This is a genomic window from Micromonospora sp. Llam0 (genome assembly GCF_003751085.1).
In the GTDB taxonomy this organism is placed as follows: Bacteria; Actinomycetota; Actinomycetes; order Mycobacteriales; family Micromonosporaceae; genus Micromonospora_E.
On the sequence record NZ_RJJY01000001.1, the window covers coordinates 526,827 to 552,480 of the forward strand.

The 25,654-nt window shown below is 71.5% G+C and carries 25 protein-coding genes; 16 read left to right on the forward strand and 9 right to left on the reverse strand.

From position 1 onward, the window contains the following. Positions 1 to 58 precede the first annotated feature (58 nt). The 5 genes from EDC02_RS02450 to EDC02_RS02470 all read left to right on the forward strand — a co-directional run bounded on the left by EDC02_RS02450 (position 59) and on the right by EDC02_RS02470 (position 4,867). On the forward strand, positions 59 to 1,000 hold the full coding sequence (locus EDC02_RS02450; protein WP_233606327.1) for a threonine/serine dehydratase: 942 nt from the start codon (positions 59 to 61) through the stop codon (positions 998 to 1,000). Positions 1,001 to 1,069: 69 nt separating this feature from the next. Further along, on the forward strand, positions 1,070 to 1,603 hold the full coding sequence (locus tag EDC02_RS02455) for a thiamine pyrophosphate-binding protein (protein WP_123600541.1): 534 nt from the start codon (positions 1,070 to 1,072) through the stop codon (positions 1,601 to 1,603). Continuing rightward, positions 1,603 to 2,211 (forward strand): thiamine pyrophosphate-dependent enzyme, encoded by a 609-nt coding sequence (locus EDC02_RS02460; RefSeq protein ID WP_123600542.1) that lies wholly within the window; start codon positions 1,603 to 1,605, stop codon positions 2,209 to 2,211. The genes EDC02_RS02455 and EDC02_RS02460 overlap by 1 nt, the downstream gene beginning before the upstream one ends. After that, positions 2,208 to 3,650 (forward strand): aldehyde dehydrogenase family protein, encoded by a 1,443-nt coding sequence (locus EDC02_RS02465; RefSeq protein WP_199757480.1) that lies wholly within the window; start codon positions 2,208 to 2,210, stop codon positions 3,648 to 3,650. Before EDC02_RS02460 ends, EDC02_RS02465 begins: the two co-directional genes overlap by 4 nt. Continuing rightward, a complete protein-coding gene (locus EDC02_RS02470) occupies positions 3,647 to 4,867 on the forward strand; it encodes a pyridoxal phosphate-dependent aminotransferase (RefSeq protein ID WP_123600543.1) in 1,221 nt (406 codons plus the stop codon). Before EDC02_RS02465 ends, EDC02_RS02470 begins: the two co-directional genes overlap by 4 nt. Before the next feature lie 38 nt (positions 4,868 to 4,905). Here the strand turns inward: EDC02_RS02470 and EDC02_RS02475 are convergent, their stop codons facing one another. Further along, on the reverse strand, positions 4,906 to 5,547 hold the full coding sequence (locus tag EDC02_RS02475; RefSeq protein ID WP_199757481.1) for a TetR/AcrR family transcriptional regulator: 642 nt from the start codon (positions 5,545 to 5,547) through the stop codon (positions 4,906 to 4,908). Between the two features lie 101 nt (positions 5,548 to 5,648). Between EDC02_RS02475 and EDC02_RS02480 the strand changes: the two genes are divergently transcribed. The 3 genes from EDC02_RS02480 to EDC02_RS02490 all read left to right on the forward strand — a co-directional run bounded on the left by EDC02_RS02480 (position 5,649) and on the right by EDC02_RS02490 (position 8,245). Then, positions 5,649 to 6,467, forward strand: a complete 819-nt coding sequence (locus tag EDC02_RS02480; RefSeq protein WP_148083311.1) for a hypothetical protein — start codon at positions 5,649 to 5,651, stop codon at positions 6,465 to 6,467. A gap of 75 nt (positions 6,468 to 6,542) precedes the next feature. Continuing rightward, positions 6,543 to 7,493 carry an ABC transporter ATP-binding protein gene (locus EDC02_RS02485; protein ID WP_123600546.1) on the forward strand — a complete coding sequence of 317 codons (951 nt, stop codon included), beginning with the start codon at positions 6,543 to 6,545 and terminating at the stop codon, positions 7,491 to 7,493. Further along, positions 7,490 to 8,245, forward strand: a complete 756-nt coding sequence (locus EDC02_RS02490) for an ABC transporter permease (protein ID WP_123600547.1) — start codon at positions 7,490 to 7,492, stop codon at positions 8,243 to 8,245. Before EDC02_RS02485 ends, EDC02_RS02490 begins: the two co-directional genes overlap by 4 nt. Positions 8,246 to 8,324: 79 nt before the next feature. Here EDC02_RS02490 and EDC02_RS02495 read toward each other — a convergent pair whose 3' ends face one another. The 5 genes from EDC02_RS02495 to EDC02_RS02510 form a co-directional block, all read right to left on the reverse strand. After that, on the reverse strand, positions 8,325 to 8,852 hold the full coding sequence (locus EDC02_RS02495; RefSeq protein WP_158632028.1) for an AAA family ATPase: 528 nt from the start codon (positions 8,850 to 8,852) through the stop codon (positions 8,325 to 8,327). Positions 8,853 to 8,891: 39 nt separating this feature from the next. Then, entirely contained in the window at positions 8,892 to 9,755 is an 864-nt protein-coding gene (locus EDC02_RS02500; protein ID WP_148083312.1) for a hypothetical protein, read from the reverse strand. A 189-nt stretch (positions 9,756 to 9,944) separates the two neighbouring features. After that, entirely contained in the window at positions 9,945 to 11,555 is a 1,611-nt protein-coding gene (locus EDC02_RS02505) for an arabinogalactan endo-1,4-beta-galactosidase (protein ID WP_123600550.1), read from the reverse strand. After that, positions 11,552 to 11,704: a hypothetical protein gene (locus tag EDC02_RS40010; protein WP_158632029.1), complete on the reverse strand. Its 153-nt coding sequence runs from the start codon at positions 11,702 to 11,704 to the stop codon at positions 11,552 to 11,554. Before EDC02_RS40010 ends, EDC02_RS02505 begins: the two co-directional genes overlap by 4 nt. A gap of 157 nt (positions 11,705 to 11,861) precedes the next feature. Next, on the reverse strand, positions 11,862 to 13,907 hold the full coding sequence (locus tag EDC02_RS02510) for a beta-galactosidase (RefSeq protein WP_123600551.1): 2,046 nt from the start codon (positions 13,905 to 13,907) through the stop codon (positions 11,862 to 11,864). Between the two features lie 183 nt (positions 13,908 to 14,090). Between EDC02_RS02510 and EDC02_RS02515 the strand changes: the two genes are divergently transcribed. The 5 genes from EDC02_RS02515 (at position 14,091) to EDC02_RS02535 (ending at position 19,233) form a co-directional block, all read left to right on the forward strand. Further along, positions 14,091 to 15,377, forward strand: a complete 1,287-nt coding sequence (locus tag EDC02_RS02515) for an ABC transporter substrate-binding protein (protein ID WP_123600552.1) — start codon at positions 14,091 to 14,093, stop codon at positions 15,375 to 15,377. A gap of 7 nt (positions 15,378 to 15,384) precedes the next feature. After that, positions 15,385 to 16,332 carry a carbohydrate ABC transporter permease gene (locus EDC02_RS02520; RefSeq protein WP_123600553.1) on the forward strand — a complete coding sequence of 316 codons (948 nt, stop codon included), beginning with the start codon at positions 15,385 to 15,387 and terminating at the stop codon, positions 16,330 to 16,332. After that, a complete protein-coding gene (locus EDC02_RS02525) occupies positions 16,332 to 17,216 on the forward strand; it encodes a carbohydrate ABC transporter permease (protein ID WP_123600554.1) in 885 nt (294 codons plus the stop codon). The genes EDC02_RS02520 and EDC02_RS02525 overlap by 1 nt, the downstream gene beginning before the upstream one ends. Before the next feature lie 66 nt (positions 17,217 to 17,282). Continuing rightward, positions 17,283 to 18,311, forward strand: a complete 1,029-nt coding sequence (locus EDC02_RS02530; protein WP_233605698.1) for a LacI family DNA-binding transcriptional regulator — start codon at positions 17,283 to 17,285, stop codon at positions 18,309 to 18,311. A gap of 82 nt (positions 18,312 to 18,393) precedes the next feature. Further along, positions 18,394 to 19,233 (forward strand): DUF4081 domain-containing GNAT family N-acetyltransferase, encoded by an 840-nt coding sequence (locus tag EDC02_RS02535; protein WP_123600555.1) that lies wholly within the window; start codon positions 18,394 to 18,396, stop codon positions 19,231 to 19,233. A 61-nt stretch (positions 19,234 to 19,294) separates the two neighbouring features. On the opposite strand, the gene EDC02_RS02540 is transcribed toward EDC02_RS02535, so the two are convergent. From EDC02_RS02540 to EDC02_RS02550, 3 genes are read right to left on the reverse strand one after another with little or no spacing between them, the layout of a single operon-like run. Then, the gene (locus EDC02_RS02540; protein ID WP_123600556.1) at positions 19,295 to 20,911 is read right to left on the reverse strand and encodes a hypothetical protein; all 1,617 of its coding nucleotides are present in this window, start codon (positions 20,909 to 20,911) and stop codon (positions 19,295 to 19,297) included. Beyond that, positions 20,908 to 21,954: a glycosyltransferase gene (locus EDC02_RS02545; RefSeq protein WP_123600557.1), complete on the reverse strand. Its 1,047-nt coding sequence runs from the start codon at positions 21,952 to 21,954 to the stop codon at positions 20,908 to 20,910. Before EDC02_RS02545 ends, EDC02_RS02540 begins: the two co-directional genes overlap by 4 nt. Further along, a complete protein-coding gene (locus EDC02_RS02550) occupies positions 21,933 to 23,078 on the reverse strand; it encodes an FAD-dependent oxidoreductase (protein WP_123600558.1) in 1,146 nt (381 codons plus the stop codon). Before EDC02_RS02550 ends, EDC02_RS02545 begins: the two co-directional genes overlap by 22 nt. A gap of 55 nt (positions 23,079 to 23,133) precedes the next feature. Here EDC02_RS02550 and EDC02_RS40015 point away from each other — a divergent pair, with 55 nt between their 5' ends. Genes EDC02_RS40015 through EDC02_RS02560 form a run of 3 tightly spaced genes read left to right on the forward strand, consistent with a single transcriptional unit; the run spans position 23,134 to position 25,630 of the window. Continuing rightward, the gene (locus EDC02_RS40015) at positions 23,134 to 23,931 is read left to right on the forward strand and encodes an NAD(P)-dependent oxidoreductase (RefSeq protein WP_158632030.1); all 798 of its coding nucleotides are present in this window, start codon (positions 23,134 to 23,136) and stop codon (positions 23,929 to 23,931) included. Continuing rightward, entirely contained in the window at positions 23,931 to 24,758 is an 828-nt protein-coding gene (locus EDC02_RS40020) for a sugar phosphate isomerase/epimerase (protein WP_158632031.1), read from the forward strand. Before EDC02_RS40015 ends, EDC02_RS40020 begins: the two co-directional genes overlap by 1 nt. Beyond that, positions 24,755 to 25,630, forward strand: coding sequence for a glycosyltransferase family 2 protein (locus EDC02_RS02560; protein WP_123600559.1), 876 nt, complete (start codon positions 24,755 to 24,757; stop codon positions 25,628 to 25,630). Before EDC02_RS40020 ends, EDC02_RS02560 begins: the two co-directional genes overlap by 4 nt. The last annotated feature ends 24 nt before the right edge of the window (positions 25,631 to 25,654 follow it).

A 25,654-nucleotide genomic window follows, 5' to 3' on the forward strand; every position in this document is an offset into this window, starting at 1 on the left:
CGGACAGCGGCCGGGCGCCGCGTCCCGCACAGCGGCCGAGACGGCGTCGGGTCTCGCGGTGACGATCGGCGACGTCGTCGCCGCGCGGACCCGGATCGCCGGCGACGTCGTGCGGACGCCGCTGCTCCAGGCCACCTGGGCACCCGGCGACCTCTGGCTCAAGGCCGAGAACCTGCAGCCGATCGGGGCGTTCAAGTTGCGCGGCGCGCTGAACGCGATCGGCCGGTGCGATCCGCAGGTACGGGCCCGGGGCGTGCTCACCCACTCCAGCGGCAACCACGGCCAGGCCGTGGCCTGGGCCGCACGGGCAGCCGGCGTGCCCGCCGTGATCGTCATGCCGCGAAGCGCCACCGAGGTCAAGGTGGCGGCCACCCGGGCGCTGGGCGCCGAAATCGTCACGGTCGCCGCCGACGGGCGCGACCTGACGACCGCCGAGCTGCGGGCGCGGCGCGGCTTGACGGTCATCCCGCCGTACGACCACGTCGACGTGATCGCCGGGCAGGGCACCCTCGCCATCGAGATACTCGACGACCTGGCCGACATCGACACGGTGCTCGTCCCGGTCGGCGGAGGCGGGCTGATCTCCGGGGTGGGCGTCGTGGTCCGGGCGCGCTCGCCGCGCACCCGGGTGGTCGGGGTGGAACCCGAGCTGGCGGCCGATGCCCGCGATTCGCTCGCCAACCGGCGTCGCGTCGAGTGGGATGCCGAGGTCACCAGCCGTACGGTCGCCGACGGGACCCGCGCGTCCGTCCTCGGCGAGGTCACCTTCCCGCTGATCCAGGCGACGGTCGACGAGATCGTCACGGTGAGCGAGGACCAGATCCTCGACGCGGTGGCGACCCTGGCACGTCGGGGTCACCTGGTCGCCGAACCCAGCGGTGCGTTGAGCACCGCCGCCTACCTCGCCGACCCGCACCGGTACGGGCGCACGGTCGCCATCGTCTCCGGCGGCAACATCGACCCGGCCCTGCTCTCCCGTGCGCTCGCCCGCTCACCCTGAACCCGCTCACCTCCCGATCCGCCCGTCCACACCCGACCACTCAACCGTCCTGGAAGGAACAATCATTCGATGTCATACGCAGCAGCCGTCGCCGAGGGCATCTGGGCGGCAGGCGCGACGCGGGTCGGCTACGTCCCCTCGGTGACAGTGGCGCCGATCATCGGCGCGCTGGTCGCCACCGACGGCGGGGCGGACGGGATCTCCCCGCGCGTCACGCCACTGTCCCGGGAAGAGGAGGCGATGGGGGTGCTGGGCGCCGTCGCCCTCACCGGCGGGCTCGGCGTGGTCGTGATGCAGGACAACGGCTTCGGCAACGCGCTCACTGCCCTCACCACGTTCCCGCTGGCCTACCATCTGCCGCTGCTCGTCTTCGCGAACACCCGGGGCAGCCTCGGCGAGTACAACTCGATGATCCACGCCATCAGCCAGCCGATGCCGGCGATCCTGCGCGCGGCCGGCGTACCCGTGATCGAACTGGACCGGCGCAGTGGCGCCGAGGACTGGCGCGACACCGTGCGGGAGGCCGGGGCGCTCGCCGTCATGACGTATCGACCCGTGGTGGTCCTCGGGTCCTTCTGGAACACCGACGGGAAGGTCGCCTGATGAGACGGATCGACGCACTCGACGCACTCGCGAAGCTGACCGACCGGCATCCGGTCGTCGTGACGTGCGCGGCGACCAGCCGCGAGTTGGCCGCGGTGAAGGACAGCGACAACCACCTCTACCTGCTCGACGCGATGGGCCTCGTCGGGTCGGTGGCGACCGGGCTGGCACTCAGTCTGCCTCCGGCGGCGCCGAAGGTCGTCGGCATCGAGGGGGACGGCTCGCTGCTGATGAACCCGAACGTGCTCGCCACAGGCGGTTACCTCGCGCCTGTCAACCTGCTGCTGGTGCTGCTCGACAACGGCGTGTACGGGTCGACCGGTGCGCTGCCGACGTACTCGGCCAAGATCGATCTGGAGCGGCTGGCCGCCGCCGCGGGATGGACCACCCGTACGGCGGACACCGTCGCCGGGATGACGGCCGCCTTCGCGGAACTGCTCGCGGTGCCCGGACCGGGGTTCCTGTACGCCCGGATCGAGCCGGGTAACGCGCAGGGTGTCGCCAAGCTGCTGATCGATCCGGTGTCGATCACCGACCGGTTCACCCGCTGGCTGCGTGAGACGTACCCAGCCGCCGAGGTCGCGGCGGGACCGGCGGGACCGGCGTGACCGGCGTGACCGGCGGGACCGGCGTGACGGGCGGGACCGGCGTGACGGGCGGGACCGGCGCGGACGCCGGCGTCGTCACGGTGAATCCGGCGACCGGCGAGGAGTTGGACCGCTATCCGTACACCAGGCCTGAGGACATCGACCGGGTGCTCGACACCGCCGCCGGCTCGCCCTGGGGCCGGTCGAGTGTCGAGCGGCGGTGCGCGGCCATATCTCGGCTGGGCGACATCCTGGCGCACCGGCGGGAGTCCCTTGCCGCGCTCGTCACCCTCGAGACGGGCAAGCCCATCCGGCAGGCCAGAGCCGAAATCGACAAGTGCGTCGGCGCCTGCCGCTTCTACGCCGACCAACTGCCCGGAATGCTCCGACCGGAGACCTTCGACATCGACGGCGACACCGCCGTCGTGCGGGTCGTGCCGATCGGCGTCGTACTCAGCATCCTGCCCTGGAACTACCCGTGGTGGCAGGTGATCCGGGCGATGCTGCCGGCGATCGGGGCGGGCGACACGGTCGTGCTCAAGCACGCCGAGTCGGTCACCGGCAGCGCGATGGCGGTCGCGGAGGTGTTCCGGGACGCCTTCGGTGCCGGCGTCCTGCAGACCGTCGTCGTCGGCCCGGCGACCGCGTCGGAGCTCATTGCCGACCGGCGAATCGCCGCCGTCACGTTCACCGGCAGCGACCGGGTGGGGGCGTTGGTCGCCGCCCGCGCCGGTGCCGCGATCAAGAAGTGCGTGCTCGAACTCGGCGGATCCGACCCGTTCATCGTCCTCGCCGACGCCGACATCCCGGCGGCGGCAGCGGCGGCGGTCGAGTCCCGGTTCCTCAACAACGGCCAGAGCTGCATCGCGGCGAAGCGGATCCTCGTCCACCGCGACGTGTACGACGAGTTCGTGGCCGCGTTGGTGCCGCAGGTCACGCGGTTGGTCGTCGGCGATCCGGCCGACGAGCGGACCGACGTCGGTCCGCTCGCCCGGCACGACCTGCGCGACTCGCTGCGCGAGCAGCGCAGCCGGGCGCTGGCGGCCGGCGGCCGGATCCTCGCCGAGGTCGCCGCGCCGGAGGCTGCTGCGGGCGCCTGGTTCTCACCGTCGGTGATCGAGGTGGAGAGCGACTCGGTCCTGCTGAGCGACGAGACCTTCGGGCCGCTGGGCGCGATCACCACCGGCGCGGACGACGACGAGCTGGTCGCCTGGGCGAACTCCTCCCGGTACGGACTCAGCAGCAGCGTGTGGAGCGCTGACGACGACCACGCCATGGCCGTGAGCGCCCGGATTCAGGCTGGCGCGGTCTTCGTCAACACGATCTCCGCGACCGACCCGCGGCTGCCTACCGGCGGCGTCAAGGCCAGCGGGTACGGACGGGAGCTCGGCCGGTGGGGGGTGCACGAACTGGCGAACCTGCAGGCGCTGCGCATCCGTGCCGGTGGAGGTACGCGGTGACACCGCCACTCGCCGCGACCTCGTCGCTCACCCGGCCGGCCGACCGGCTGGCGGCGATCGTTCCATCGCGTATCCGGGTGGTGTTCGACCTGGCCGCGGAGCTGGAGGCGCGCGGGCACCGCGTCATCCACCTCGAGATGGGCCGGCCCGACTTCGACACCCCGCAGGTGGTGAAGGACGCCGCAGGCGCGGCGCTCGCCGCCGGGCGGGTGCACTACGGACCGAACGCCGGTTCGTGGCAACTGCGTGCGGCGGTCGCGGCGACGCTGGCCGCCTGCGGCGGCCCACGCTACGACCCTGGGTCGGAGATCCTGGTCACCATCGGTGCGAGTGAGGCGGTGTTCCTCGCCGTCATGGCGTTCTGCGACCCGGGTGACGAGGTCATCGTGCCTGTTCCGGCGTGGCCGGCGTACGAGGCATGTGTGCGCCTGGCCGGGGCGACGCCGGTGTTCCTCCCGCTCGACCCGGACGACGACCACGTCCTCGATCCGGCGCGGGTGCGCCGGCTGCTGACGCCCCGTACCCGGATGGTGGTGGCGTGCACGCCGCACAACCCGACCGGCGCGGTCGTCGACCCCGGTCGGCTCGCGCACCTCGCCGGCATTCTGCGCGGGAGCCGGGTGCTGGTCCTGGCCGACGAGATCTACCGCGAGCTCGTTTACGACGGCACCCGGCACGTTCCCGTCGCGACGGTGGCCGATCTGGCCGAGCGGACGATCACCGTCGGCGGGTTCGCGAAGGCGTACGCGATGGACGGGTGGCGGCTCGGCTGGCTCGCCGGGCCGGCGCCGCTGGTGGCGCCGGCGCTGCGGGTCCGGCAGTTCACGACGACCTGCCCGCCGACCTTTCTGCAGGACGCGGCGATCGTCGCGCTGCGCGACACCGCGACCGAACGGGAGCAGATGCGCCGGGCGTTCGCGGCCCGTCGCGCGGCCGCCCTGGAACTGCTGGGGCGGCAGCGGATCCTGCGGGTCGGGCGGCCGTCGGGGGCGTTCTACCTGTATCTCACCTACCCGGAACAGCTCGGCCCGGCTGACGATTTCACCCTGCGGCTGCTCGAAGACGAGCACGTGGCGGTCGTGCCGGGGATCGCCTTCGACCCGACCGGGCGGGGCAGGCATGCCATCCGGGTGTCGTACGCGGCGTCGATGGACGACGTACAGGAGGGGATCCGGCGTCTGATCGACTACGCGACCGCGCGCGCCGACGGTGCGTGACCGGCGATCGGTCAGCGGTGTCGGTGAGCGGGTGTCGGTCAGCGGTAGGCGCGCAGGAAGGCGTCGACCCCGTCGGTGATGATCGCCGAGAGCTCCGCCGCTTCGGCCGCCTCCGCCTGCTGCCGCTGGTCCGCGACCATCTCCAGCGCGAGGCTGATGGTCAGGGCGGTGAAGTGCCGCGCCGCGAGGCGGGGGTCCGGGGCCCGGATTTCGCCCGTGGCGGCCAGTCCGGCGAACCGATCCTCGAGCATCCGTTCGGGGCGGTCACGCACCGTCTCCGGTAGGCGCGGAACCGACCGTTGTTGGGAGACCAGCCGGCGGAAGGCGACATAGTCGGACGAGGGGAAGGTCTGGTTGACGATGCGGTGCCCGAAGGCGGTCAGTGCCTCACGCAGGTCGCGCCCAACCGTCAGCTCCTCGTCGATCGCGGCACGAACGGTGCTCACCAGCGCGTCGCTCACTCGTTCGAGCACTCGCAGGAAGACGGTCTCCTTGTCGCCGAAGTGGTCGTAGACGGTCCGCTTGGACACCTGGGCGCGCGCCGCGACCGCGTCCACGCTGGTGCGCTCGTACCCCTCGGTGATGAACAGGGTCTCGGCCGCGTCCAGGATCGCGGCCTTCTTGCCCTCGGACCGCCGTCGGCGGCCGGGGGTCTGCACGTCCGCGATAGCCCTCGGCACGGTCACAGCGTACGCCCAGCCGGCGCTATCCACACCGGCAGGTGCACTTGCCAGGCGATAAGTAAACTATTTAGTGTGCTTTGTTTCAGGGAGGTGGGACTATGGACGACAGGTTCAGGCGCGTGGCGTGCCTGGTCGACAACATGCCGGCGGAGCTCGCCGCCGACGGGCCCTGGATCGTCGTGGCGACGGCGCCCGCGACATCCGCTGGCGGGTCGTCGCGCCCTGTCGCCCAGACCGGCGACGACCTGCAATTCTGGGTGCGACGCCAGGTGGCGGTCTGGCCGGCACCCATTCCCATCGGCGTCGACCAGCCGCAGTTGCGGTCCGGCGGTGTCACCTTCGCGTCGGCGCACCTGACGGCGGGGCCGGCGGCCGGGCCGGCCTCGGGACCAGCCGTCAGGTACCACTGCGCGTTGGAGGCGGACGGCTCGTCGCTGTTCGCGCTCGCGGCGGGTGCGCTGCGCGACAGTCCAGGTGACGGCGCACAGGTCTGGGCGCTCGGGGAGGGCGCGCTGGCCTGGCTCACCGTCGCGACGCTGCGGCTGGCGGCAGCTTACGCCGAGTACGCGGGCGCCCCCGGCCACGCCGTGGTCCAGCTGAGCATCGCCTCGTACGGACCGGGCGGCGGCGCCGTGCCGTACGAGGTGTGGAACCACGGCGATCACGGCTACGCGCCAGCGGGCCGTCGGCTGGCCCGGGTCGAGCCCGCCCGTCGGCCGGTCGACCTCGCCGCCTGCCTGTCCGCCGACCTGACGAAGGTCTCCCGAGCGTTCGTGGTCGAGGTGCTGCGGCAGTTCGGGCTCGCCGGATCCCGCCACTTCACGCCGACCGGAGCGCTCCGCTGCCGCAACTTCACCGGGTACGACGAGCGGATCCGCGGCTGGGCCGAGGCGATCGGCGTGCCGTTCGAGCTCTGAGCCCGACCGGGTTCGCCGTCGCCGCCCCGGTTAACTACACTAAACGGTGTAGTTTAGTTTCCGAGGGGGAGGCACATGCCAGCGAACAGGTCGAGATCCCGGGAGACGCCGGCCGTCGGCATCCGGGCGCACGGACTGACCAAGAGGTACGGCACCAGGGTTGCGGTGGACCAGTTGTCCTTCACCGCCCAGCCCGGGGTCGTCACCGGGTTCCTCGGCCCCAACGGGGCGGGCAAGAGCACGACGATGCGCATGCTGCTCGGCCTGACCACGCCGACCGCCGGCACCATCACCATCGGCGGCCGGCACATCACCGACCTCGATGACCCGGCGCGCACCGTCGGCGCGCTGCTGGACGCCCGGGCGGTGCATCCGCACCGCACCGCGTCCGACCACCTGCTGGCCTTCGCCCAGACCATGGGCCTGCGCCGCGAGCGGGTCGACGAGGTGCTCGATCTGGTGGGACTGACGGATGCCGCCGGGCGCCGGGCCGGCGAGTTCTCCCTGGGCATGAACCAGCGGCTCGGCATCGCTACGGCTCTGCTCGGCGACCCCGGCGTCCTGGTGCTCGACGAGCCGCTCAACGGCCTCGACCCGGAAGGCATCCGCTGGATCCGTACCTTGATGCGCGATCTCGCTGGGGAGGGACGTACCGTCCTGTTCTCCAGCCACCTCATGTCGGAGATGGAGCTCACTGCCGACAACCTCGTCGTCGTCGGGCAGGGCCGCCTGATCGCCGAGGCAGCCCTCGACGACTTCGTCCGGGCCAACACGACGCAGGCGGTCACTGTCCGGGCCGTGTCACCGGCCGAGCTCGCTCGGGCGCTGGACCGGGTCGGGATCAGCTACACCCCCGGGCCGGCGTCCTCGTTCGTCGTCACCGGGGCGGACACCGCGACGGTCGGCAAGATCGCCGCCGCGGAGGGGATCGTCCTCGACGAACTCACCCGGGTGCGCGAATCGCTGGAAGACGTCTTCCTCCGGCTCACCCACGACGTCACCGAGTACGAAGGACATGCGGCATGAACCTGCTCCGCTCCGAATGGACCAAGGTCCGTAGCGTCCGCGGTACCTGGATCGCGGCGCTGAGCACCGTCGCCTCCGCAGCGGTCCTCGGCGTTCTCGGGATCTCCGATCTGCTCGGCGGGTCGCCGGCCGACCTGCCCGACGGCTGGGACCCGACCGCGACGAGCCTGCGGGGCTTCCTCTTCGCGCAGCTGATCATCGGCATGCTGGGCGCGCTCAGCGTCACGCCCGAGTACGGCACCGGCATGATCGGAACCAGCCTCGTCTTCGTCCCCGCCCGGTCGCGCCTGCTCGCCGCCAAGGCCACCGTGGTGACCGCAGTCGCGCTCGTCGTCGGATTCGTCACGACGGTGCTCAGCTTCGGCGTCGTACAGGTGGTGCTCATCGGTGCGAGCCTCCCGGCGGCAGGTCCCGGCGACCCGGGTGTCGTCCGCGCACTCGTCGCCGGCACGCTCTACCTGACGCTGATCGGCCTGCTCGGGGTCGCCGTGGGCAGCCTGACCCGGTCGACCACCGCCAGCCTCGCGGCGCTCGTCGGCGCACTCCTGCTCGTGCCGGCGCTCGGGCCGGGACTGCCCGGGGCCCTCGGTGACTGGTTCTCGCGGTACTGGCCGGTCACCGCCGGGCAGGCGGCGTACGCCGTCGTCCCGGTCGACGGCGTCGCCCCCGGACTCGGACTGGGGCTGCTGGCACTCGCCGCTGCCGGCGCCGGCGCCGCCAGCCACGTGGCGCTGCGCCTCCGCGACGTTTGACGGCACCGGTGCCGTGGTCGCGGGTCGTCGTGAGATCGATGTACCGTACCGTTCGGCTGCTGACTCCGATGGGTTGGATTCACCGGGGCGGCAGCGACTCGGCGATGGCGGCGGCGATCTGCCCGGCGCCGAGCCGAGACGAGTCGAAAACCCGGTCCGCCGGGATCATCGGCAGCCACTGCCGGAAGCGGTTGTGCGCCCGGTGGTGAAACCCCGGATCGCGCGACAGCCCGCGCGTCGGGTCGGCCTGGGCCCGGGCGAACGTCACTTCGACCGGGGCGTCGATGACCACCCACAGAGCGGCCGCGCTGTCCGGGAGCATCCGGGTGAGCGCGGCCCGCTCGTCGGCCGTGTGGAACGGTCCGACCGCGATCACGTAGTCGACCGCCGAGCGCATCCACTGGCCGACGAGCGCGCCGTGTGCCTCGTGCGCGGCGAACCACAATCCGGCCGCGCCCGCGCCGGGCCGGCGGACCATCGCGGCGACCTCGTCGACATCGGCGACCACGACGGTACGCCCGGCGTCGGTCAGCAGGTCGGCGAGCAGCTCCGCGACGGTGTTCTTGCCGGCCGCGATCGGGCCGGTGAGGACTATGAGTTGTGCCATGAGCGGACCATCGTCAGCGGCCCGGACCTGCATCGGTGATCACTCCTCGACGTCGGATCCCGGGGTCTTCCACAGCACGTAACGCATCGACTGGTCGATCTTGATGCTGAGTACGCCGTACCGGCCGTCGCTGGTGCGGATGCAGAACGTCGGTCGTAGTTTCCAGAAGTTGCCGCCGCTGGCGCGCATCCGGTCCTTCCAGCGGTCCCCGGGCAGCGACGAGCATTCGGCGAAGCTCGGGGTGCCCGACTGCCAGTCGGCGATCCGCGCGCCGTTGCGCAAGTGGGCGCCGATGCCGATGACGTCTGGCATGCTGATGTCGACGACTTCCGCGTACGCCGGATCGGTGTCCGGGTCACCGTGCTGTCCGGAGTCGAGGTCGTAGTGGGCCTTGGTGTTGTCACCATAGGTGACCAGGTCGTTGCCGTAGATCCGGAACTCGCCCTCCACCTCGACAACGTCGTCGGTGAGCGCGTCGGTCACCACGATCGTGCTCTCGACCTCCGGATCTACCGTGATCCTGATCTGGTTACGCTCGATCTCCTGGATGAAGCTGCCGTTCATCGCCACCTTGAGCTTGCGGTTGGTGTCGATCTGGAAGACGCTGATCTGTTGCTCGCCGTCGATGACCTGCTCGATCAGCAGGTACGTCACGTCCTGGTCCTTAGCGTGCTCCTCGAGCAGTTGCTCGGTGGCGAAGATTCCGACCAGCACCACCTGGCCGTACGGCGGTGGCAACGCTTTAGCGCCCGCCTTGCCGGCTTCGATGACGATCGGGACGATCTGCTCCTCGAAGACGACCAGTCGTTCGTCCGTACCACCAGTGCATCCCGCTCCGATCAGGATGGACGCCGTGGCCAGCAGACCGATGGCGGCGCGTCGCACTCCTCGTGAGTGGCTCATTACTCGAAACTAGAACGACGGATCGCCTTGCGCATCCGCTGGCCGGACCGTCGCGCTGGCCGGGTGAGCCGGGCGGCTCCGTAGACCGGCGGGGCCGGTGGTGGTGCCGTGGCGGATCCAGCAGCGATCTAGAAGGATCTGGCCGCTATATCGACCACAATCCTTCTAGATCGCAACGGCTGGACCCGGCTAGACCTGGCCGAAGACGGCCAGCGCCGGCAACGCCCGGCCGGAGTAGTCGAACACCGCCTGGTTCTCCCAGCCGTTGCCTGACGACGGGTCGTCCGGATCCCAGCCGGCACCGGAGACCGCCGTCCAGGTCGGCTCCCAGTAGAAGACGCCCAGGCCGCGCCCGTTCGGCACCGCCTTGACCGCGTCGAAGACGGCTCGCAGCGCGTCGGCCTGGCCCTGCGGGGTCGCCGGGTAGCCGCCGGCCGCCGCCAGCGAGGCGTTGAAGATGTTCGGCTCGTGGTCCTGCTGCGCGGTGGTGAACCCGTACGCGGTCTCCACCACCACGACCGGCCGCTGGTAGCGCGCCGCCAGGTCGTTGAGGTTGGTGCGCAGGCTGGTGATCGAACCGTGCCAGTAGAGGTAGTGCGACACACCGATCACGTCGAACGGCATGCCGCGCGAGGTGGCCTGGTCGAACCACCAGCGGTGCTGGCTGTTGTTGCCGCCCTCGGCCAGGTGCAGCATCACCCGGGTGTTGGCGTCGACGGCCTTGACCGCCTGCGCCCCGGCGGTCAGAAACGTCGCCAGGTTGGCCCAGTTGCTGCTGCGACCCTCCGGCCACAGCATTCCGTCGTTGATCTCGTTGCCGACCTGCACCATGTCGGCGGTGGTGCCCTGCGCCTTCAGCGCGCTCAACACGTCGTACGTGTGGCTGTAGACCGCGTCGCGCAGCTGGTTGACGCTGTAGTTCGCCCAGGCCCGGGGTTTGTACTGCTTGCCCGGGTCGGCCCAGGTGTCGGAGTAGTGGAAGTCGACCAGTAGCCGCATTCCCTGCGCCTTCGCCCGGGCGGCCATCGCCAGCACCCGGGCCTTGTTGTTGTAGCCGTCGGTTGGGTTCACCCACACCTTCAACCGGGCGTAGTTGACGCCGGCCGACCGCAGCAGCTGCACCGCGTCCCGTTGGTTGCCGGCGGCGTCGTGGTAGACCGCGCCCCGGTCCTCGTTCTTGGCCAGCGTCGAGAAGTCGGCGCCGACCATGAACCCGCCGGGTACGCCCGGATCGCCGGTCGACCCGCCGGTAAACTCCACATCGTCCACGTTGATCCAGTTCCCGGCGCGGGCGTTGGAGACGAAACTGACCGTGCACTGCCCGTTGGTCACCGTCGTGGAGACCGAGATCTGCGTCCAGTTGCCGGTGGTCGGGATGGTGACCCGGGCCTCGGCGCCGCCGCAGTTGCGCAGCGCCATGAACGCCTCGTACTGCCCGCCGCCGGAGCGCACCCAGGCCCGTGCCGTGTAGGCGCCGTTGTCCAGCCCGGACAGATACTGGTACGTCTCGACCTGGTAGGCACCCGACGCCCAGTGCGACAGCCGGTAGTTGCCGGAGCGTCCGCCCCACTCGGTGTAGCTGGCGCTGGTGTGCCCGGACCACGAGTACTCGCCCCAGCCGGACGGGGTCTGGGTGCCGCCGCCCGCCTCGAATCCGCCGTTGGTCAGCGTCGTGGCGGCGTGCGCGGCTCCGTGCGTACCGCCGACCAGGCCGACACCGAACGCGGCCGCGCCGGTTGCGGCCACCGTGAGCAGCGCGAGCGCCGCGCGTCCGAAAAATCTACGGGTACGGATGGTCATCGCTTGCCTCCCTTGTCACGTGCCACGACGTCGGCGAAGACCCGTAGCCCGGGCAGCGCCCTGCCGGAGTAGTCGAACAGTGCCTGGTCCTCCCAGCCGTCGCCGGTCGCCAGGGCGACCACGGCGGCCAGGGTTCTGCGGATGCGCATGTCTGCGCCCTCCTCGACAGGGACAAGCTCTGGGAGCGCTTACGGCCGCACCGGTCTGCTGTGGAGTGGTGATGCGCCCGATGTGAGCCCGTCACAACGATGTAATACTGGGAGCGCTCACAGAATCATCACCGCCGATCCCTGTCAAGAGGTGTCGTCACCCCCGGCGTACCACCCGCACCTGCCCGGCCGGCACCGTCACCGTCCCGGCGCAGCTCGCGCCGGTGATCAGCTCCGTCCCGGCGGCCGTCAGTACCGCGTCGTCGGCGGAGTGGTTGATCGCGATCAGGTAGTCGGCCGCCGGCCCGGTCCGGCGGACCAGCTCCACGCCGTCGGGGACGTCGGCCGGCGGTGCGATGCCCGCGTCGGCGTACACCTGGGTCATGACCGGGGCGAGCGTGGCGGCGTCGAGGCGGGTGGAGACGTACCAGGCGGTGCCGGCGCCGTACCGGTGCCGGGTGACCGCCGGACCCCCGGCCGCCGGACCGTCGGTGTAGCGCAGCACCGCCTCGGCCCCGGCCAGCTCCACCGCCTCGGCCCACACGTCACCGGTCAACCGGCCGTCCGGCCCGGTCAGGCCCTGCTCCGGCCCGGTCCGGCCCTCACCCAGCTCGACCGACTCGTCGGCGCGCAGCGGCAGGAACTCGTCCACGGTCAACCCGAGCAGGTCCCGCAACGCGCCCGGGTACGCGCCCGGGTGGACGGTGTCGGTGGCGTCCACGATGCCGGAGAAGTACGACACCAGCAGACTCCCGCCGCCGGCGACGTAGCGGCGCAGGTTCTCCGCCGCCGCCGGGGTGGTCAGGTACAGGCTCGGCACCACCACCAGGGGATAGCCGTCCAGTGCCGCCTCGGGGTGGGCGAAGTCGACGGTCAACCGGTCGCGCCACAGCCGCTCGTAACAGGTCTCGACCCGTTCCCGGAAGTCCAGGTCGACCGAGGGGCGCCACTCCAGCTCCACGGCCCACCAGGACTGCCAGTCCCACAGGATCGCCGCGTCGGTGACCACCGTCGTGCCGCGCAGCTCGTCGAGCCGGGGCAGCACCTCGGTGCCCAACTGGACGACCTCACGCCAGATCCGGGTGCCGGTGCCACCGTGCGGCACCATCGCCGAGTGGAACTTCTCCGCCCCGAACCGGGCGGCCCGCCACTGGAAGAACAGCACCGACTCGGCTCCGCGCGCCAGGTGGGCGAGGCTGTTGCGGGCCAGCTCACCGGGGCGCTTGGCGATGTTGCGCGGCTGCCAGTTGACCGCCGAGGTGGAGTGCTCCATCAGCAGCCACGGCCGGCCGCCGGCCACCGAACGGGTCAGGTCGGCGCACATCGCCAGCTCGATGGCGTTGTCGGCCCGCTCGGCCTGCAGGTAGTGGTCGTTGGCGACCACGTCGACCTCGTCGGCCCACCGCCAGTAGTCCAACGTCTTGCAGTTGGCCAGCATGAGGTTGGTGGTCACCGGCACGTCGGGGGTGTGCCGGCGCAGGATGTCGCGCTCGCGGCGAAAGTTGGCCAGGTGCGCGTCGGAGGAGAACCGCAGGAAGTCCAGCTGCTGGGCCGGGTTGACCGCGGTCGGTGCGGCGGTCGGTGCCTCGATCTCCGCCCAGTCGCCGTAGCGCTGCCCCCAGAAGCTGGTGCCCCACGCGGTGTTCAGCGCGGCCAGGTCGTCGCCGTAGCGCTCCCGCAGCCAGTCGCGGAACGCCTCGGTGGAGCCGGCGCAGTAGCAGAGCGCGTTGGCGCCGCCGTACTCGTTGTGCACGTGCCACAGTGCCAGTGCCGGGTGGTCGGCGTACCGGGTGGCGATCGCCTCGGCGATTCGGGCCGCCGCCTGGGCGTACGCCGGTGAGCTGGGGCAGAACGACTGCCGGGCGCCGCCGCCGAGCACCGCGCCGGTGCGGTCGACCAGCCGGGTGTCCGGGTGCGCGCGACGCAGCCAGGCCGGCGGTACGGCGGTCGGGGTGGCCAGGTCGACGGCGATCCCGCCGTCGTGCAGCAGGTCCAGCACCTTGTCCAGCCAGCCGAAGTCGAACTCGCCGGGGGCCGGCTCCAGCAGCGCCCAGGAGAAGATCCCGACGCTCACCAGGTTGACCCCGGCGGCGCGCATCAGTGCCACGTCCTGCGGCCAGACCTCGGCCGGCCACTGTTCGGGGTTGTAGTCCCCGCCGTACGCCAGCCGGTCCAGCCGGGGGATCAGTGGTCTCTGCACCATGTGACGCTCCGAAACTGTACGCGCTCCCAACCCGACATCGGCATGATCGCACACGCCACAGCAGCGATTGCAGCCCCGATGTGGCTCTTGACACACGATTGACCGGCGCCAAGACTGTGAGCGCTCACAGATGTTTCCTCCTGGTCACCATCCGATGACACGGGCGAACGATGAGAGGTTGAGATGGGACGCTCCCTCGGCGCGAAGATAATGGTCACGACGCTCGCCGCCAGCCTGGTCGCGGCCTGCGGGACCGACTCCGGTGACGACGGCCCGGTCGAGCTGACCTTCTGGTCCTGGGCCCCGAACATCGAGCAGGTCGTCGACGCGTGGAACGCCGACAACCCGGACGTCCAGGTCACGTTGAGCAAGCAGGCCGGTGGCGGCGACATCGTCACCAAGCTGCTCACCGCCAACCAGGCCGGCAACCCGCCGGACCTCGCCCAGGTCGAGTACCAGTCACTGCCCACCCTGGTCAGCAACGACGTGCTCGCCGACATCGCCGAGCTGGCCGGTGACGCGCAGAGCGCGTTCGCCGACGGCGTCTGGCAGCAGGTCACCCTCGGCACCGACGCCGTCTACGCCATCCCGCAGGACGCCGGGCCGATGATGCTCTACTACCGCGCCGACCTGTTCGAGCAGTACGGCCTGACCGTACCGGCCACCTGGGACGAGTTCGCCCAGACGGCCCGGGACCTGCGGGCGCAGACCACCGACCACTACCTGACCACGTTCTCCGCCAACGACCCCGGCTGGTTCGCCGGGCTGGCCCAGCAGGCCGGTGCCGGTTGGTGGGCGATCGACGGCGAGGCGTGGCGGGTCAGCGTCGACGACCCGGCCACCCGGCAGGTCGCCGAGTTCTGGGGCGGGCTGGTCTCCGAGGGCGTGGTCAACGACCAGCCGATGTACACCCCGGAGTGGAACCAGGCGCTCAACGACGGCACCCTGCTGGCCTGGCCGAGCGCCATCTGGGGGCCTGGGGTGCTGGCCGGCAACGCCGCCGACACCGAGGGTCGGTGGGAGATGGCCCCGTTGCCACAGTGGACAGCAGGGGAGAACGTCACCGGCAACTGGGGCGGTTCGTCCACCGGCGTCACCGAGGCCTCCCCACACAAGGAGGCCGCCGTCGAGTTCGCCACCTGGATGAACACCGACCCGGCCGCCACCGAACTGCTGGTGCGCGAATCCGCCATCTACCCGGCGGCCCGCGACGCGCAGACCGGCCCGGCGCTGGCCGACCCGCCGGCGTTCTTCGCCAACCAGCCCGACTTCTACCCCCTCGCCCAGGAGATCGCCGACACCGCCGCCGGGTTCACCTGGGGGCCGAACGTCAACGTCACCTACCAGACGTACATGGACTCGTTCGCGGCGGCGATCACCGACGGTACGCCGTTCGTCGACGCGGTCGCCGCGATGCAGACCGCGACCGTCGACGACATGCGCGACAACGGCTTCTCGATCGCCGAATGAGCGCCGGATGAGTTCAGTGACGCCATTGGCCACCCGCGCCCGCGGCGGCGGCCGCCGGGGAAGGCGTACGGCGGTGCCGTACGTCTTCCTCACCCCGGCGGTGGCGCTGTTCGTGCTGACCTTCCTGCTGCCCATCGGGTACGCCGTCCACCTGAGCCTGCGCAAGGTGCAGGTCTCCGGCCTCGGCCTGGGCCGGGGCTCGCGTACCGAGGTCTTCGCCGGACTGGACAACTACCGGGCCGCGCTCGGCGACCCGGCGCTGCTCTCCGGAGCGGCCCGGGTCCTCGGCTACGGCGCGCTGCTGGTGCCGGTGATGCTCGGCCTGGCGCTGCTGTTCGCCCTGCTGCTGGACCGCCCCCGGGTCGGCCTGCAACGCGTCAGCCGGGTCGCGATCTTCCTGCCGTACGCCGTCCCGGCGGTGATCGCCAGCCTGCTCTGGGGGTTCCTCTACCTGCCCGCCACCAGCCCGCTCAACGACACCCTGGACCGGCTCGGCTGGCCCGAGCCGAACCTGCTCGGCACCGGCACCGTCTTCTACGCGGTGGTCAACATCGCGCTCTGGGGTGGCGTCGGGTTCAACATGATCGTGCTGTTCACCGCGTTGCGGGCGATCCCGCCGGAGCTGTACGAGTCGGCCCGCATCGACGGCTGCTCGGAACTGCAGATCGCCTGGCGGATCAAGATCCCGCTGCTGGTCCCGGCGCTGGTGATGACCACCGTCTTCACCATGATCGCCACCTTGCAGGTGTTCAGCGAACCGATGACGCTGCGCCCGCTGACCAACTCGATCTCGTCGACCTGGACCCCGCTGATGAAGATCTACCGGGACGCGTTCGCCACCGACGACCGGTACGCCGCCGCCGCGACCTCGGTGATCGTCGCCCTGGCCACCCTGGTGCTGTCGTTCGGCTTCCTGCGGCTGGTGCAGCGGCGGGCCTTCGGTCAGGAGCGGTGATGGCGACCGCCCATCCGCAACCGGCCGCGGCCGCCGGCCGCCGCCGACCACACCGGCCCCGACCGCAACTGGTGCCGACGATCGTGCTGCTGATCGGCGCGGTCTACTGCCTGTTGCCGGTGGCCTGGGTACTGGTCGCCGCCACCAAGAGCGGATCGAGCCTGTTCAGCACCTTCACCTTCGCCCCCGGCGACGCGCTGTTCGCCAACATCGCCGAGCTGTCGGCGTACCGGGGTGGGCAGTTCTGGCGCTGGGTGGCCAACACCGCGTTGTACGCCGGGGTCGGCGCCCTGGCCTCGGCGGCGCTGTCCGGACTCAGCGGCTACACGCTGGCCAAGTACGACTTCGTCGGCCGGTCGGCGATCTTCAACATGCTGCTGGCCGGGGTGCTGGTGCCCGGGGTGATCCTCGCCGTGCCGCAGTACCTGCTGCTGGCCAAGGTGGGGCTGGCCGACACCTACTGGTCGGTGCTGCTGCCCAGCATCATCAGCCCGTACGGCATCTATCTGGCTCGGATCTACGCGGCGGCGGCGGTGCCGGACACGGTGATCGAGGCGGCCCGCACCGACGGCGCCGGCGAGTTCCGGATCTTCCGCCGGATCGCGGTGCCGATGATGGTCCCCGGCCTGATCACGGTGTTCCTTTTCCAGTTCGTGGCGATCTGGAACAACTTCCTGCTGCCGTTCATCATGCTCGCTGACGACGACAAGTTCCCCGTCACCCTCGGCCTGTACACCCTGCTGAACCAGGGTTCGACCACCCCGGCCCTGTACAGTCTGGTGATCACCGGATCGCTGTTGTCGATCATCCCGTTGGTGGCGCTCTTCCTCTCCCTGCAGCGGTACTGGCGGATCGACCTGCTGTCCGGATCCATCAAGGCATGAGCGCGATCGAGGCATGAAGTCGATCGGGCGTGAGATCGATCAAGGCCCAAGGAAGACAATGTGACTGTGGCCGGAACCGAGCGTAACCGGGCCCGCCCCGAGCGGGCCCGCCCCACCATGGACGACGTCGCCGCGGTCGCCGGGGTGTCCCGGGGCACCGTGTCGCGGTGGCTCAACGGCGGGCACAACGTCAGCGGCCCGGCCGCCGAGGCCGTCGAACGGGCCATCCGCAAGACCGGGTACGTGGTCAACCAGCACGCCCGCAGCCTGGTCACCCAGCGGTCCGACTCGGTGGCGTTCATCCTGTCCGAGCCGCAGGACCGGCTCTTCGAGGACCCGAACTTCAACGCGCTGCTGCGCGGCTGCACCCAGGCGCTGGCCGAACGCGACATCACCCTGCTGCTGACCATCGCCGGCACCTCGGAGGACCGCAAACGGGTCGGCCGCTACGTCACCGCCGGCCACGTCGACGGCGCGCTGCTGGTCTCCACCCACGCCGGCAGCCCGCTGATCGACGAGCTGAAGGGGCGCGGGCTGCCGTTCGTGGTCTGCGGCAAACCACTCGGCCACGAACGTGACGTCAGCTATGTCGCCGCCGACGACCGCGACGGTGCCCGGCAGATGGTCTCCTACCTGCGGTCCCGGGGGCACCGGACGATCGCCACCATCACCGGCCCGCTGGACACCCCGGGCGGGGTCGAACGCCTCGCCGGCTACCACGACGTGCTGGGTGACACCGACCCCCGGCTGGTCGTGACCGGCGACTACACCCGGGCCGGGGGAGAGGCGGCGATGGAGCAGCTGCTGCGCCAGGCCCCCGACCTGGACGCGGTCTTCGTCAGCTCCGACCTGATGGCCGCCGGGGCGATCGCCGCGCTGCACCGGGCCGGCCGGCGGGTGCCGCAGGACGTCGCCGTCGGCGGCTTCGACGACTCCGAGGTGGCCACCGCGTCGCTGCCGCCGCTGACCACCATCCGCCAGCCGCTGGGGCGGATCAGCGCCGAAATGGTCCGGCTGCTGCTCGGCCACCTGGCCGGCGACTCACACGCCGCCGTGATCCTGCCGACCGAACTGGTGGTGCGCGGTAGCGCCTGACCCCCCGGTGCGCGGCAGCGCCTGACCATCCGTGCCCGGATCGGGTCTGCCGGGCGGCATCGGATCTGGCAGGCTGGTAACTGTGCTGACGGTGCCGGTGCGGCAGCTCGGGGAGACCGAGCGTGGGGCGGTGGAGCGGATCCTCGACCTCGACCCCTATGCCGCGCCGCAGGTCGCGGAGCGGATCGCCGCGCGCGGGCTGGCCTGGTGGCGTACGGACGGCCGGGTCTTCGGCTACGGGCCGCGCCGCCAACTCGAGTCGCTGTGCTGGCTCGGCGGGCACCTGACCCCGGTGCACGCCTCACCGGCCGCGGTCGCGGCGTTCGCCGACCGGCTCGCCATCGAGGAACGGGTCTGCTCGTCGATCGTCGGCCGGGCCGACGCCGTACTCGGGCTGTGGGAGCGGCTCGGCGGGCAGTGGGGTCCGGCCCGGGACATCCGCGCCGACCAGCCGCTGCTGATCGCCGACCGGCCGCCGGCGGTGCCGGCCGACCCGGGGGTACGCCTGGTCCGGCCCGACGAGGTCGACCTGCTCTTCCCGGCGGCGGTGGCGATGTACACCGAGGAGGTCGGCGTCTCCCCGGTCGCCGAGGACGCCGGGCGCGGCTACCGGCGGCGGGTCGCCGAGCTGGTCCGGGCCCGTCGCACATACGCCCGGATCGTCGACGGCACGGTGGTCTTCAAGGCCGAGCTGGCCGTCGTCACCCGGCACACCGCGCAGGTCCAAGGGGTCTGGGTCGATCCGGTGTGGCGCGGCCGGGGGCTGGCCACCCCGGCGATGGCGGCGGTGGTGCGCGACGCGCTGCGCCGGGTCGCCCCGACCGTCAGCCTGTACGTCAACGACTACAACACCGCCGCCCGCCGGGTCTACGACCGGTGCGGCTTCCGCCGGGTCGGCTCCTTCGCCACCGTGCTGTTCTGACCGGGCTGGTCAAGACTGACCGGGCTGGTCAAGACTGACCGGGCTGTCGAGTCTGACCGGGCTAGTCGAGTGACACCCGGTAGAGCCGGCCCACGGAGGCACACGGATCCGGGGTCACCCGGGCGGCGGTGGCGAGCAACGACCGTGGCTCGTCGTGGCGCTGGACGGTCTGCGGATCGGCGTCCGGCGGCAGGGGCAGCAGGTAGAGCTGGTCGATTCCCCAGGTGGCGATCCAGTCGCGCCGTTGCGCGACCGGGATGTCGGCGAAGTTGTCCGGGAAGAACGCCGTCGGTCGGCCGGTCAGGGCGCTGTGCCGGCCGACCTCCGTGCTGGTGACGATGGTCAGCGTGCCGTCGCTGCGGCAGCGCCGCAGCTCCTGCTCGACCACGCCGCCGGTGAGACTGTCCGGGTCCGGTGGCACGGTGGTGAGCTGGTATCCGAGTGCCCAGCCGGCCGGCAGGGTCAGCAGCAGCACGCCGACGGCATGCCCGGTCCGCCGCCCGGCCAGCCGGGCCGGGACCGGGGCCCGGAGGATCAGCACGACGGCGGCCAGCAGCATCAGCAGTACGGCCAGGCTGAGATAGCGTCGGCTCAGGTAGCCGGTGCTGATCTCGGAGAAGGCGACCTGTGCGGTGAATGCGGCCAGCGCGGCCAAGCCGACCAGCAACCATCGCGGCCCACCGCGCAGCCGTCTGCGGCCGCGGAACAGCAGCAGGCCGGCGGCGACGGTGGTGGCCACGACAGTGGGTGCCCACACCGCAGCCTTGGCCGCCTGCAGAACCGCCGCCGGCGCGTTGCCGGCGAGCCGGGCCAGCCAGCCGAGCGGGTCGTCGGTGGCGGTCGGAAGCTGATCGAGGTCGATCACGTCGGTGACGTACAGCTGCGGCACGGCCATCGCGATGATCCGGTTGTCCGCCGGAAAGGGCGTGCCGAAGTGGGTCAGCCCGTAGACCGCCCACGGCGACATCACGAGGGCGAAGACCAGGCCCGCCGGCAGCAGCCAGCGCCAGTCCCGGCGGCGGATCACGACCAGCAGCACCGCCAGGAGCAGCACCGCCGGTAGGGTGTCCGGCCGGGTGAGCACCAGGCCGCCGGCGGCGGCACCGGCGGCCGGCCAGGCGAGCGCCGCACGCCGGTCGGTGCTGACCAGCGCGAGGATCAGCAGGCTGAGCAGCAGCCCGGCCAACGGGAAGGTCCGCGCGGTGAGGATCTCGTCGAGGAACGGCACAAAGCCGAGCAGACCCACGGTGACGAGCGGCCCGAGTCCGGGTACGCCGATGCGTCGGCCCAGCACGGACAGCACCGCCGCCATGGCCAGCACGCATCCGGCGGCGGCCAGCAGACCGGCCTGCGGGCCGGTGCCGGTCAGCGCGGCGGTGATGCCGACCAGGATCGGCCAGAGTGGACCGCAGCCCATCGAGTACGGCTCGGTCGACTGGTAGCTGTGCCGGGAGGTGATCCGGAAGAAGTCGCCGCCGAGGGTCTGGGACAGCTCGTAGTAACGCCACGAGTCCGGGTTGTACGGCGGACCGTTCCAGTAGTAGACCAGCAGGAACGCCAGCACGCCGACGAGCGCCGCCCAGCCGGCGGCGGGCAGCCAGCCGGGCACCGACAGGCGCCGCCTGACGTTGACCGGTTCGCCGACCGGTCGACCGGTGAGCCGGGTGAGCGTGCTCATGCGCCCACTCCGATCGTCGCCGTACGGTCGTCCGGTGTGGCCGGACGGGTCGGTGCGCCGGTCACCTGTTCGTGCAGGTACGGCCCCGGCGGTCCGGCGGTCCGGCCGGGCGTCTCGGCCGGCTGGCACACCACCACGTCGCGGACCGCGTACATCGGCCGGGCCCGCACCTCGACCAGGATCCGGGCCAGGTACTCGCCGAGCACCCCGAGGATCAGGAAGAGGCCGGTGAATCCGCCAGCCACCAGGATCGCCAGGGTGGTCCAGCCTTCGATGGGGTCGGACTTGACGAGGAACACCGCGACCGCGTACGCGATGCCGGCGAGCGACAGGGCGCCGAACGTCAGGGACAGCCGGTGTGCCACCCGTGGCCCGAAGTCGGAGAACGACAGCAGGATGTCGAAGGCCAGGCTCGACGTCTCCCGGTCCAGCCGCCGGCGCGCGGCGGTGTCCACCGTGGTCCGGGTGTACCGCAGGTGCTCGTGCCGGTGCCCGAGGATCGCGTACAGGGCCTTGCGGTAGCGGACCTTTTCCCGCATGGCGAGCATCGCGGCCAGCGTGCGCCGGGAGGTCAGCCTCAGGCGCTCGGTACGCAGCGGGGTGTCGAGGTCGCTGTACCGGTTGACCAGGCGGTAGAACACCCGGCTGCGCAGCGGCCCGTCGTCGCCGCTGGCGGTGACGATGTCGTAGCCGCCGGTGGTGGCGCGCTCGTACATCCGGGCGAGGGTGTCCAACGGGAAGTCCACTGTCGGGCTCTCCAGTTCGAAGACCCAGTCGCCCATCGCCCGGTCCAGCCCGGCCTTCATCCCGGCCTCCACGCCGTGCCGCCGGGCCAGCCGGACCACCACCGCGTTGAGCTGGTACCGGTCCGCGTACTCGCGCACCAACGGGGTGGGGTCGACGCTGGAGTTGTCGTCGACCACCACCAGTTCGTGCAGGTCGTAGTGCTCGTTGAGCCTGGGCCCCAGCTGCGCCAGGAAGCGGTCCAGATCCGGGTCGTCGCGGCAGTAGAGCACGAAGCTCACGAAGGTCTGGTACGCCACAGCGCCTCATCCAGGTCGTAGATCGTGTTGACTTTCCCGCTGAACAAGGTGACGAACGGGGGGTGCTCGCTCTCGGTCCGGATCAGGGTCGGCCGGGAGTCGTCGACCTCCGCCGTCCGCAGCACGGTCTTGACCGCGCACAGGCTCTCCACCCGGCGCAGCTGTCCGGCTGCCGGCAGGAAACGGCGGGCCAGGGTGTGCGTGTACGGGTAGCCGGTGGCCGGCCGGGCGGGGCATGTCCCGCAGTTGGCCAGGGCGGCCGGCGCGCAGCCCGGCGTCCGGCGCTGGCAGGGGAAGGTCGGCAGGGTGTCGGTGCTGGTCAGCCGGGGGGTGTAGGCCACCGCGCTGAGGCTGTGCCAGGGGGTGTGCCCGAACGGCATCAGCGAGAAGAAGGGACCGTCCAGCACGGTGACCGCCACGTCCCGGTGAGCCGGAGCGTCGACCAGCACCATCTCGCACAGCTCGTACTTGAGCGGCACCGGCGGCAGGCCGAACGTGGCGAGCAGGGCGTTGGTGCCGGCGTAGGTCGCGTTGACGACCGCGCCGGCCTCCACCTGGGTGCCGGACCGCAGCGTGGCCCGCCAGACCGTACCGTCTCGTCCCGCCTCTACTGCGGTGTCGCCGAGGAACCACCGCAGCCGGCCCGGGTAGGCGTCGAGCCGGGCCAGCAGCGCGGCGCGCAGCGCCGGTGCGTCGAAGCTGAACTCGTCGGTCTCGTACGCCGCCTCCACGGTGCCGCCCAGGAAGAACTCCGCCGGGTCGGTCCGGCTGGCCGGTACGCCGACGGTGGCGCAGAACTTCTCGAAGTAGGCGGCGTCCACGAAGGAACCTTCCGCCGCGATCGCGTACACGCTGCGGAAGCGGTGGTTGACCGCGGCGGGGAAGTCGCGCAGGAACCGTTCGTAGTAGCTGGCTGACCGCAGGGCCGTGTACACGCTGCGCGGGTAGTGGTAGCCGTTGTGCCCTCGGGCCTGGTTGATCAGGCTGGCGCGGAGCAGCGGGCGCCGGTCGATGTCGACCACGGCGACGGAACCGCCGTGGGCGAGTTGCCGCCGGGCGGCCCACAGGCCGAAGACTCCCGCTCCGAATACGAGCGTATCAACAGAAATGCCCCCTCTGCTCACGGCAGAAAGCTAGCATCCATCTTGTCACGATTTGTCGCTTAACGAGAGGTGAGTCATGCTCACAGGTTTGGTCGGCCACACCGGCTTCGTCGGCGGCAACCTGGCCCGACAACGCGGCTACGATCTCAAGGTCAACCGGGCCACCGTCGCGGCAATCGACGGGCAGCGGTTCACCCGGCTGGTGATCAGCGCCGCCCCCGGCGTCAAATGGCGGGCGAACGCCGACCCGGACGCCGACCGCGCCGCGATCGACGCCCTGACCACCCACCTGCGCACCACGACAGCCGACGAGGCCGTCCTCATCTCCACCATCGACGTCTACCCGCAGCCGCAGGGCGTGGACGAGGCGACGTCCGTCGAACCTGCCGACCACCCGCAGGCGTACGGCCGCAACCGGCGACAGCTGGAACAGTTCGTCCAGCGGCACTACCCACGCAGCCTGGTGGTCCGGCTGCCCGCCCTGTTCGGGCCGGACCTGCGCAAGAACCTCGTCTACGACCTGGCGACCGGGCGGGCCGAGGAGTTCTGCCACCGCGACTCGACGTTCCAGTTCTACGACCTGCGGCGACTCACCGCCGACCTGGACCGGGCCGTCGCCGCCGGGCTGAGCGTGGTCAACTTGGCGACCGAGCCGCTCGCCGCGCAGACCGTGGCACAGCAGGTCTTCGGACGCACGTTGATCTGCGACACGGTGGCCCGGGTCGACTACGACATGCGTACCCGGCACGCCGCCGTGTTCGGCGCCGACGGGCCGTACGTCAGCGGCCGCGACGAGACGATCGCCCGGCTGCGGGAGTTCGCCGACAGCCAGGCGGCGGGTGTGCGCCCGGCCGGGGAGCGGGTGGCGGCGTGATGTCCGAGTCGACCATCAAGGTGGCGGTCAGCAACATCGCCTGGCAGCCCACCGACGACGAGAAGGTCGCCGACCTGCTGCGCCACGCGGGAGTGGCCGGCGTCGAGGTGGCACCCACGAAGATCTGGCCGGACCTGACCGAGGTCTCCCTCGACCAGGCACACGCGTACGGGCGGACATGGGCCCGCGCCGGTCTGCCGGTGGTGGCGGCCCAGTCGCTGCTGTACGGACGCCCCGAGCTGACGGTGTTCGGGCCGCGCCGCGAAGACCTCGTCGCGTACCTGTGCCGGGTGATCGACCTGTGTGCCGCGATGGGTGCCACCGCCCTGGTCTTCGGTAGCCCGCGTAACCGCCGCCGCGACGGCCTGCCGGTCGAGATGGCGGACCGGATCGCCGCCGACGTCTTCGGCCGGCTGGCCCGCCGGGCACACGCCGCCGGGACGAGCCTGTGCCTGGAGGCCAACCCTGCCGAGTACGGCGCCGACTACCTGGTCCGGGCGGAGGAGGCGGCGAGGCTGGTGGCCGCCGTCGACTCGCCGGGGCTGCGGCTGCACCTGGACACCGCCTGCATGGCGCTGGCCGGTGACGACGCGGCGGCCTGCGTCGACCGTTTCGCCCCGCTGCTGCGCCACGCCCATCTCAGCGAGCCCGACCTGGCGGCGGTCGGTACCCCGGACCGCGCCCACGCCGACTTCGTCGCCGCGCTGCGGGCCGTCGGCTACGACCGGTACCTCAGCGTGGAGATGCGCCCGTCGGACGGCGACCCGGTCGCCGCCGTCGAGCGCGCTGCCCGGTACGCCGTGGCACTGTGCGGTGATCGGCCATGACCGGCATCCGACAGCTCGACGTCCCGGGCGACCAGGTGCCAGACGACCAGGTACCAGCGCTCTCCCGGGACCACGACCGGCGGATCCCGCACCACGACCGACGCGACTTCGCCCCCCGGCGCAGCCGGTACGCGGTGGTGGTGCCGGTGCTCAACGAAGGTGAACGGCTGCGGGCGCAGCTGCGCCGGATGCACGACCACGACCACGGCCTGGACGTGCTGATCGCCGACGGGGGCAGCACGGACGGCTCCCTCGCCGACGACTTTTTGGCCGCCCACGGCGTACGGTCGGTGCTGGTCAAGCGCGGTCCGGGCCGGCTCAGCGCGCAACTGCGGATGGCTTTCGCCGCAGCCCTGGACGACGGCTACCACGGGGTGGTCACCGTGGACGGCAACGGCAAGGACGGCGTCGAGGCGATCGGCCGGTTCCGGGACCGGCTGGACGCCGGGTACGACTACGTGCAGGGTTCCCGGTTCGTCCCGGGCGGCGTGGCGGTCAACACGCCCTGGGCGCGGTACCTCGGCATCCGGCTGCTGCACGCACCGATGCTGTCGGCCGGCGCGCGGACCTGGTACACCGACACCACCAACGGCTTCCGGGGCCACTCGGCCCGGCTGCTCGCCGATCCCCGGGTCGGCGTGTTCCGGGACGTGTTCGACGCGTACGAGCTGTTGGCGTATTTGCCGGTGCGGGCGGCCCGGCTGGGGCTGCGGGTCTGCGAGGTGCCGGTGACCCGGGCCTACCCGGCGGGAGCGGTGCCGACCAAGATCAAAGGCTGGTCCGGGAACCTGGACCTGCTGGCCGTCGCCGCCCGCGCCGCCATCGGCCGCTACGACCCGGTACCTGACCAGCAGCCACGACCCGGCACCTGACCCGGTCCGGCGGCGCAGCGCCCG

What these genes read in the sequence shown, in the direction of transcription:
- EDC02_RS40015 (WP_158632030.1), top strand. Translation starts at nt 23,134, where the DNA reads ATGCTCACAGGTTTGGTCGGCCACACCGGCTTCGTCGGCGGCAACCTG.
- EDC02_RS02505 (WP_123600550.1), bottom strand. Translation starts at nt 11,555, where the DNA reads ATGACCATCCGTACCCGTAGATTTTTCGGACGCGCGGCGCTCGCGCTG.
- EDC02_RS02490 (WP_123600547.1), top strand. Translation starts at nt 7,490, where the DNA reads ATGAACCTGCTCCGCTCCGAATGGACCAAGGTCCGTAGCGTCCGCGGT.
- EDC02_RS02515 (WP_123600552.1), top strand. Translation starts at nt 14,091, where the DNA reads ATGGGACGCTCCCTCGGCGCGAAGATAATGGTCACGACGCTCGCCGCC.
- EDC02_RS02520 (WP_123600553.1), top strand. Translation starts at nt 15,385, where the DNA reads ATGAGTTCAGTGACGCCATTGGCCACCCGCGCCCGCGGCGGCGGCCGC.
- EDC02_RS40010 (WP_158632029.1), bottom strand. Translation starts at nt 11,704, where the DNA reads ATGCGCATCCGCAGAACCCTGGCCGCCGTGGTCGCCCTGGCGACCGGC.
- EDC02_RS02485 (WP_123600546.1), top strand. Translation starts at nt 6,543, where the DNA reads ATGCCAGCGAACAGGTCGAGATCCCGGGAGACGCCGGCCGTCGGCATC.
- EDC02_RS02540 (WP_123600556.1), bottom strand. Translation starts at nt 20,911, where the DNA reads ATGAGCACGCTCACCCGGCTCACCGGTCGACCGGTCGGCGAACCGGTC.
- EDC02_RS02480 (WP_148083311.1), top strand. Translation starts at nt 5,649, where the DNA reads ATGGACGACAGGTTCAGGCGCGTGGCGTGCCTGGTCGACAACATGCCG.
- EDC02_RS40020 (WP_158632031.1), top strand. Translation starts at nt 23,931, where the DNA reads ATGTCCGAGTCGACCATCAAGGTGGCGGTCAGCAACATCGCCTGGCAG.
- EDC02_RS02455 (WP_123600541.1), top strand. Translation starts at nt 1,070, where the DNA reads ATGTCATACGCAGCAGCCGTCGCCGAGGGCATCTGGGCGGCAGGCGCG.
- EDC02_RS02510 (WP_123600551.1), bottom strand. Translation starts at nt 13,907, where the DNA reads ATGGTGCAGAGACCACTGATCCCCCGGCTGGACCGGCTGGCGTACGGC.
- EDC02_RS02525 (WP_123600554.1), top strand. Translation starts at nt 16,332, where the DNA reads ATGGCGACCGCCCATCCGCAACCGGCCGCGGCCGCCGGCCGCCGCCGA.
- EDC02_RS02460 (WP_123600542.1), top strand. Translation starts at nt 1,603, where the DNA reads ATGAGACGGATCGACGCACTCGACGCACTCGCGAAGCTGACCGACCGG.
- EDC02_RS02560 (WP_123600559.1), top strand. Translation starts at nt 24,755, where the DNA reads ATGACCGGCATCCGACAGCTCGACGTCCCGGGCGACCAGGTGCCAGAC.
- EDC02_RS02495 (WP_158632028.1), bottom strand. Translation starts at nt 8,852, where the DNA reads ATGGCACAACTCATAGTCCTCACCGGCCCGATCGCGGCCGGCAAGAAC.
- EDC02_RS02500 (WP_148083312.1), bottom strand. Translation starts at nt 9,755, where the DNA reads ATGAGCCACTCACGAGGAGTGCGACGCGCCGCCATCGGTCTGCTGGCC.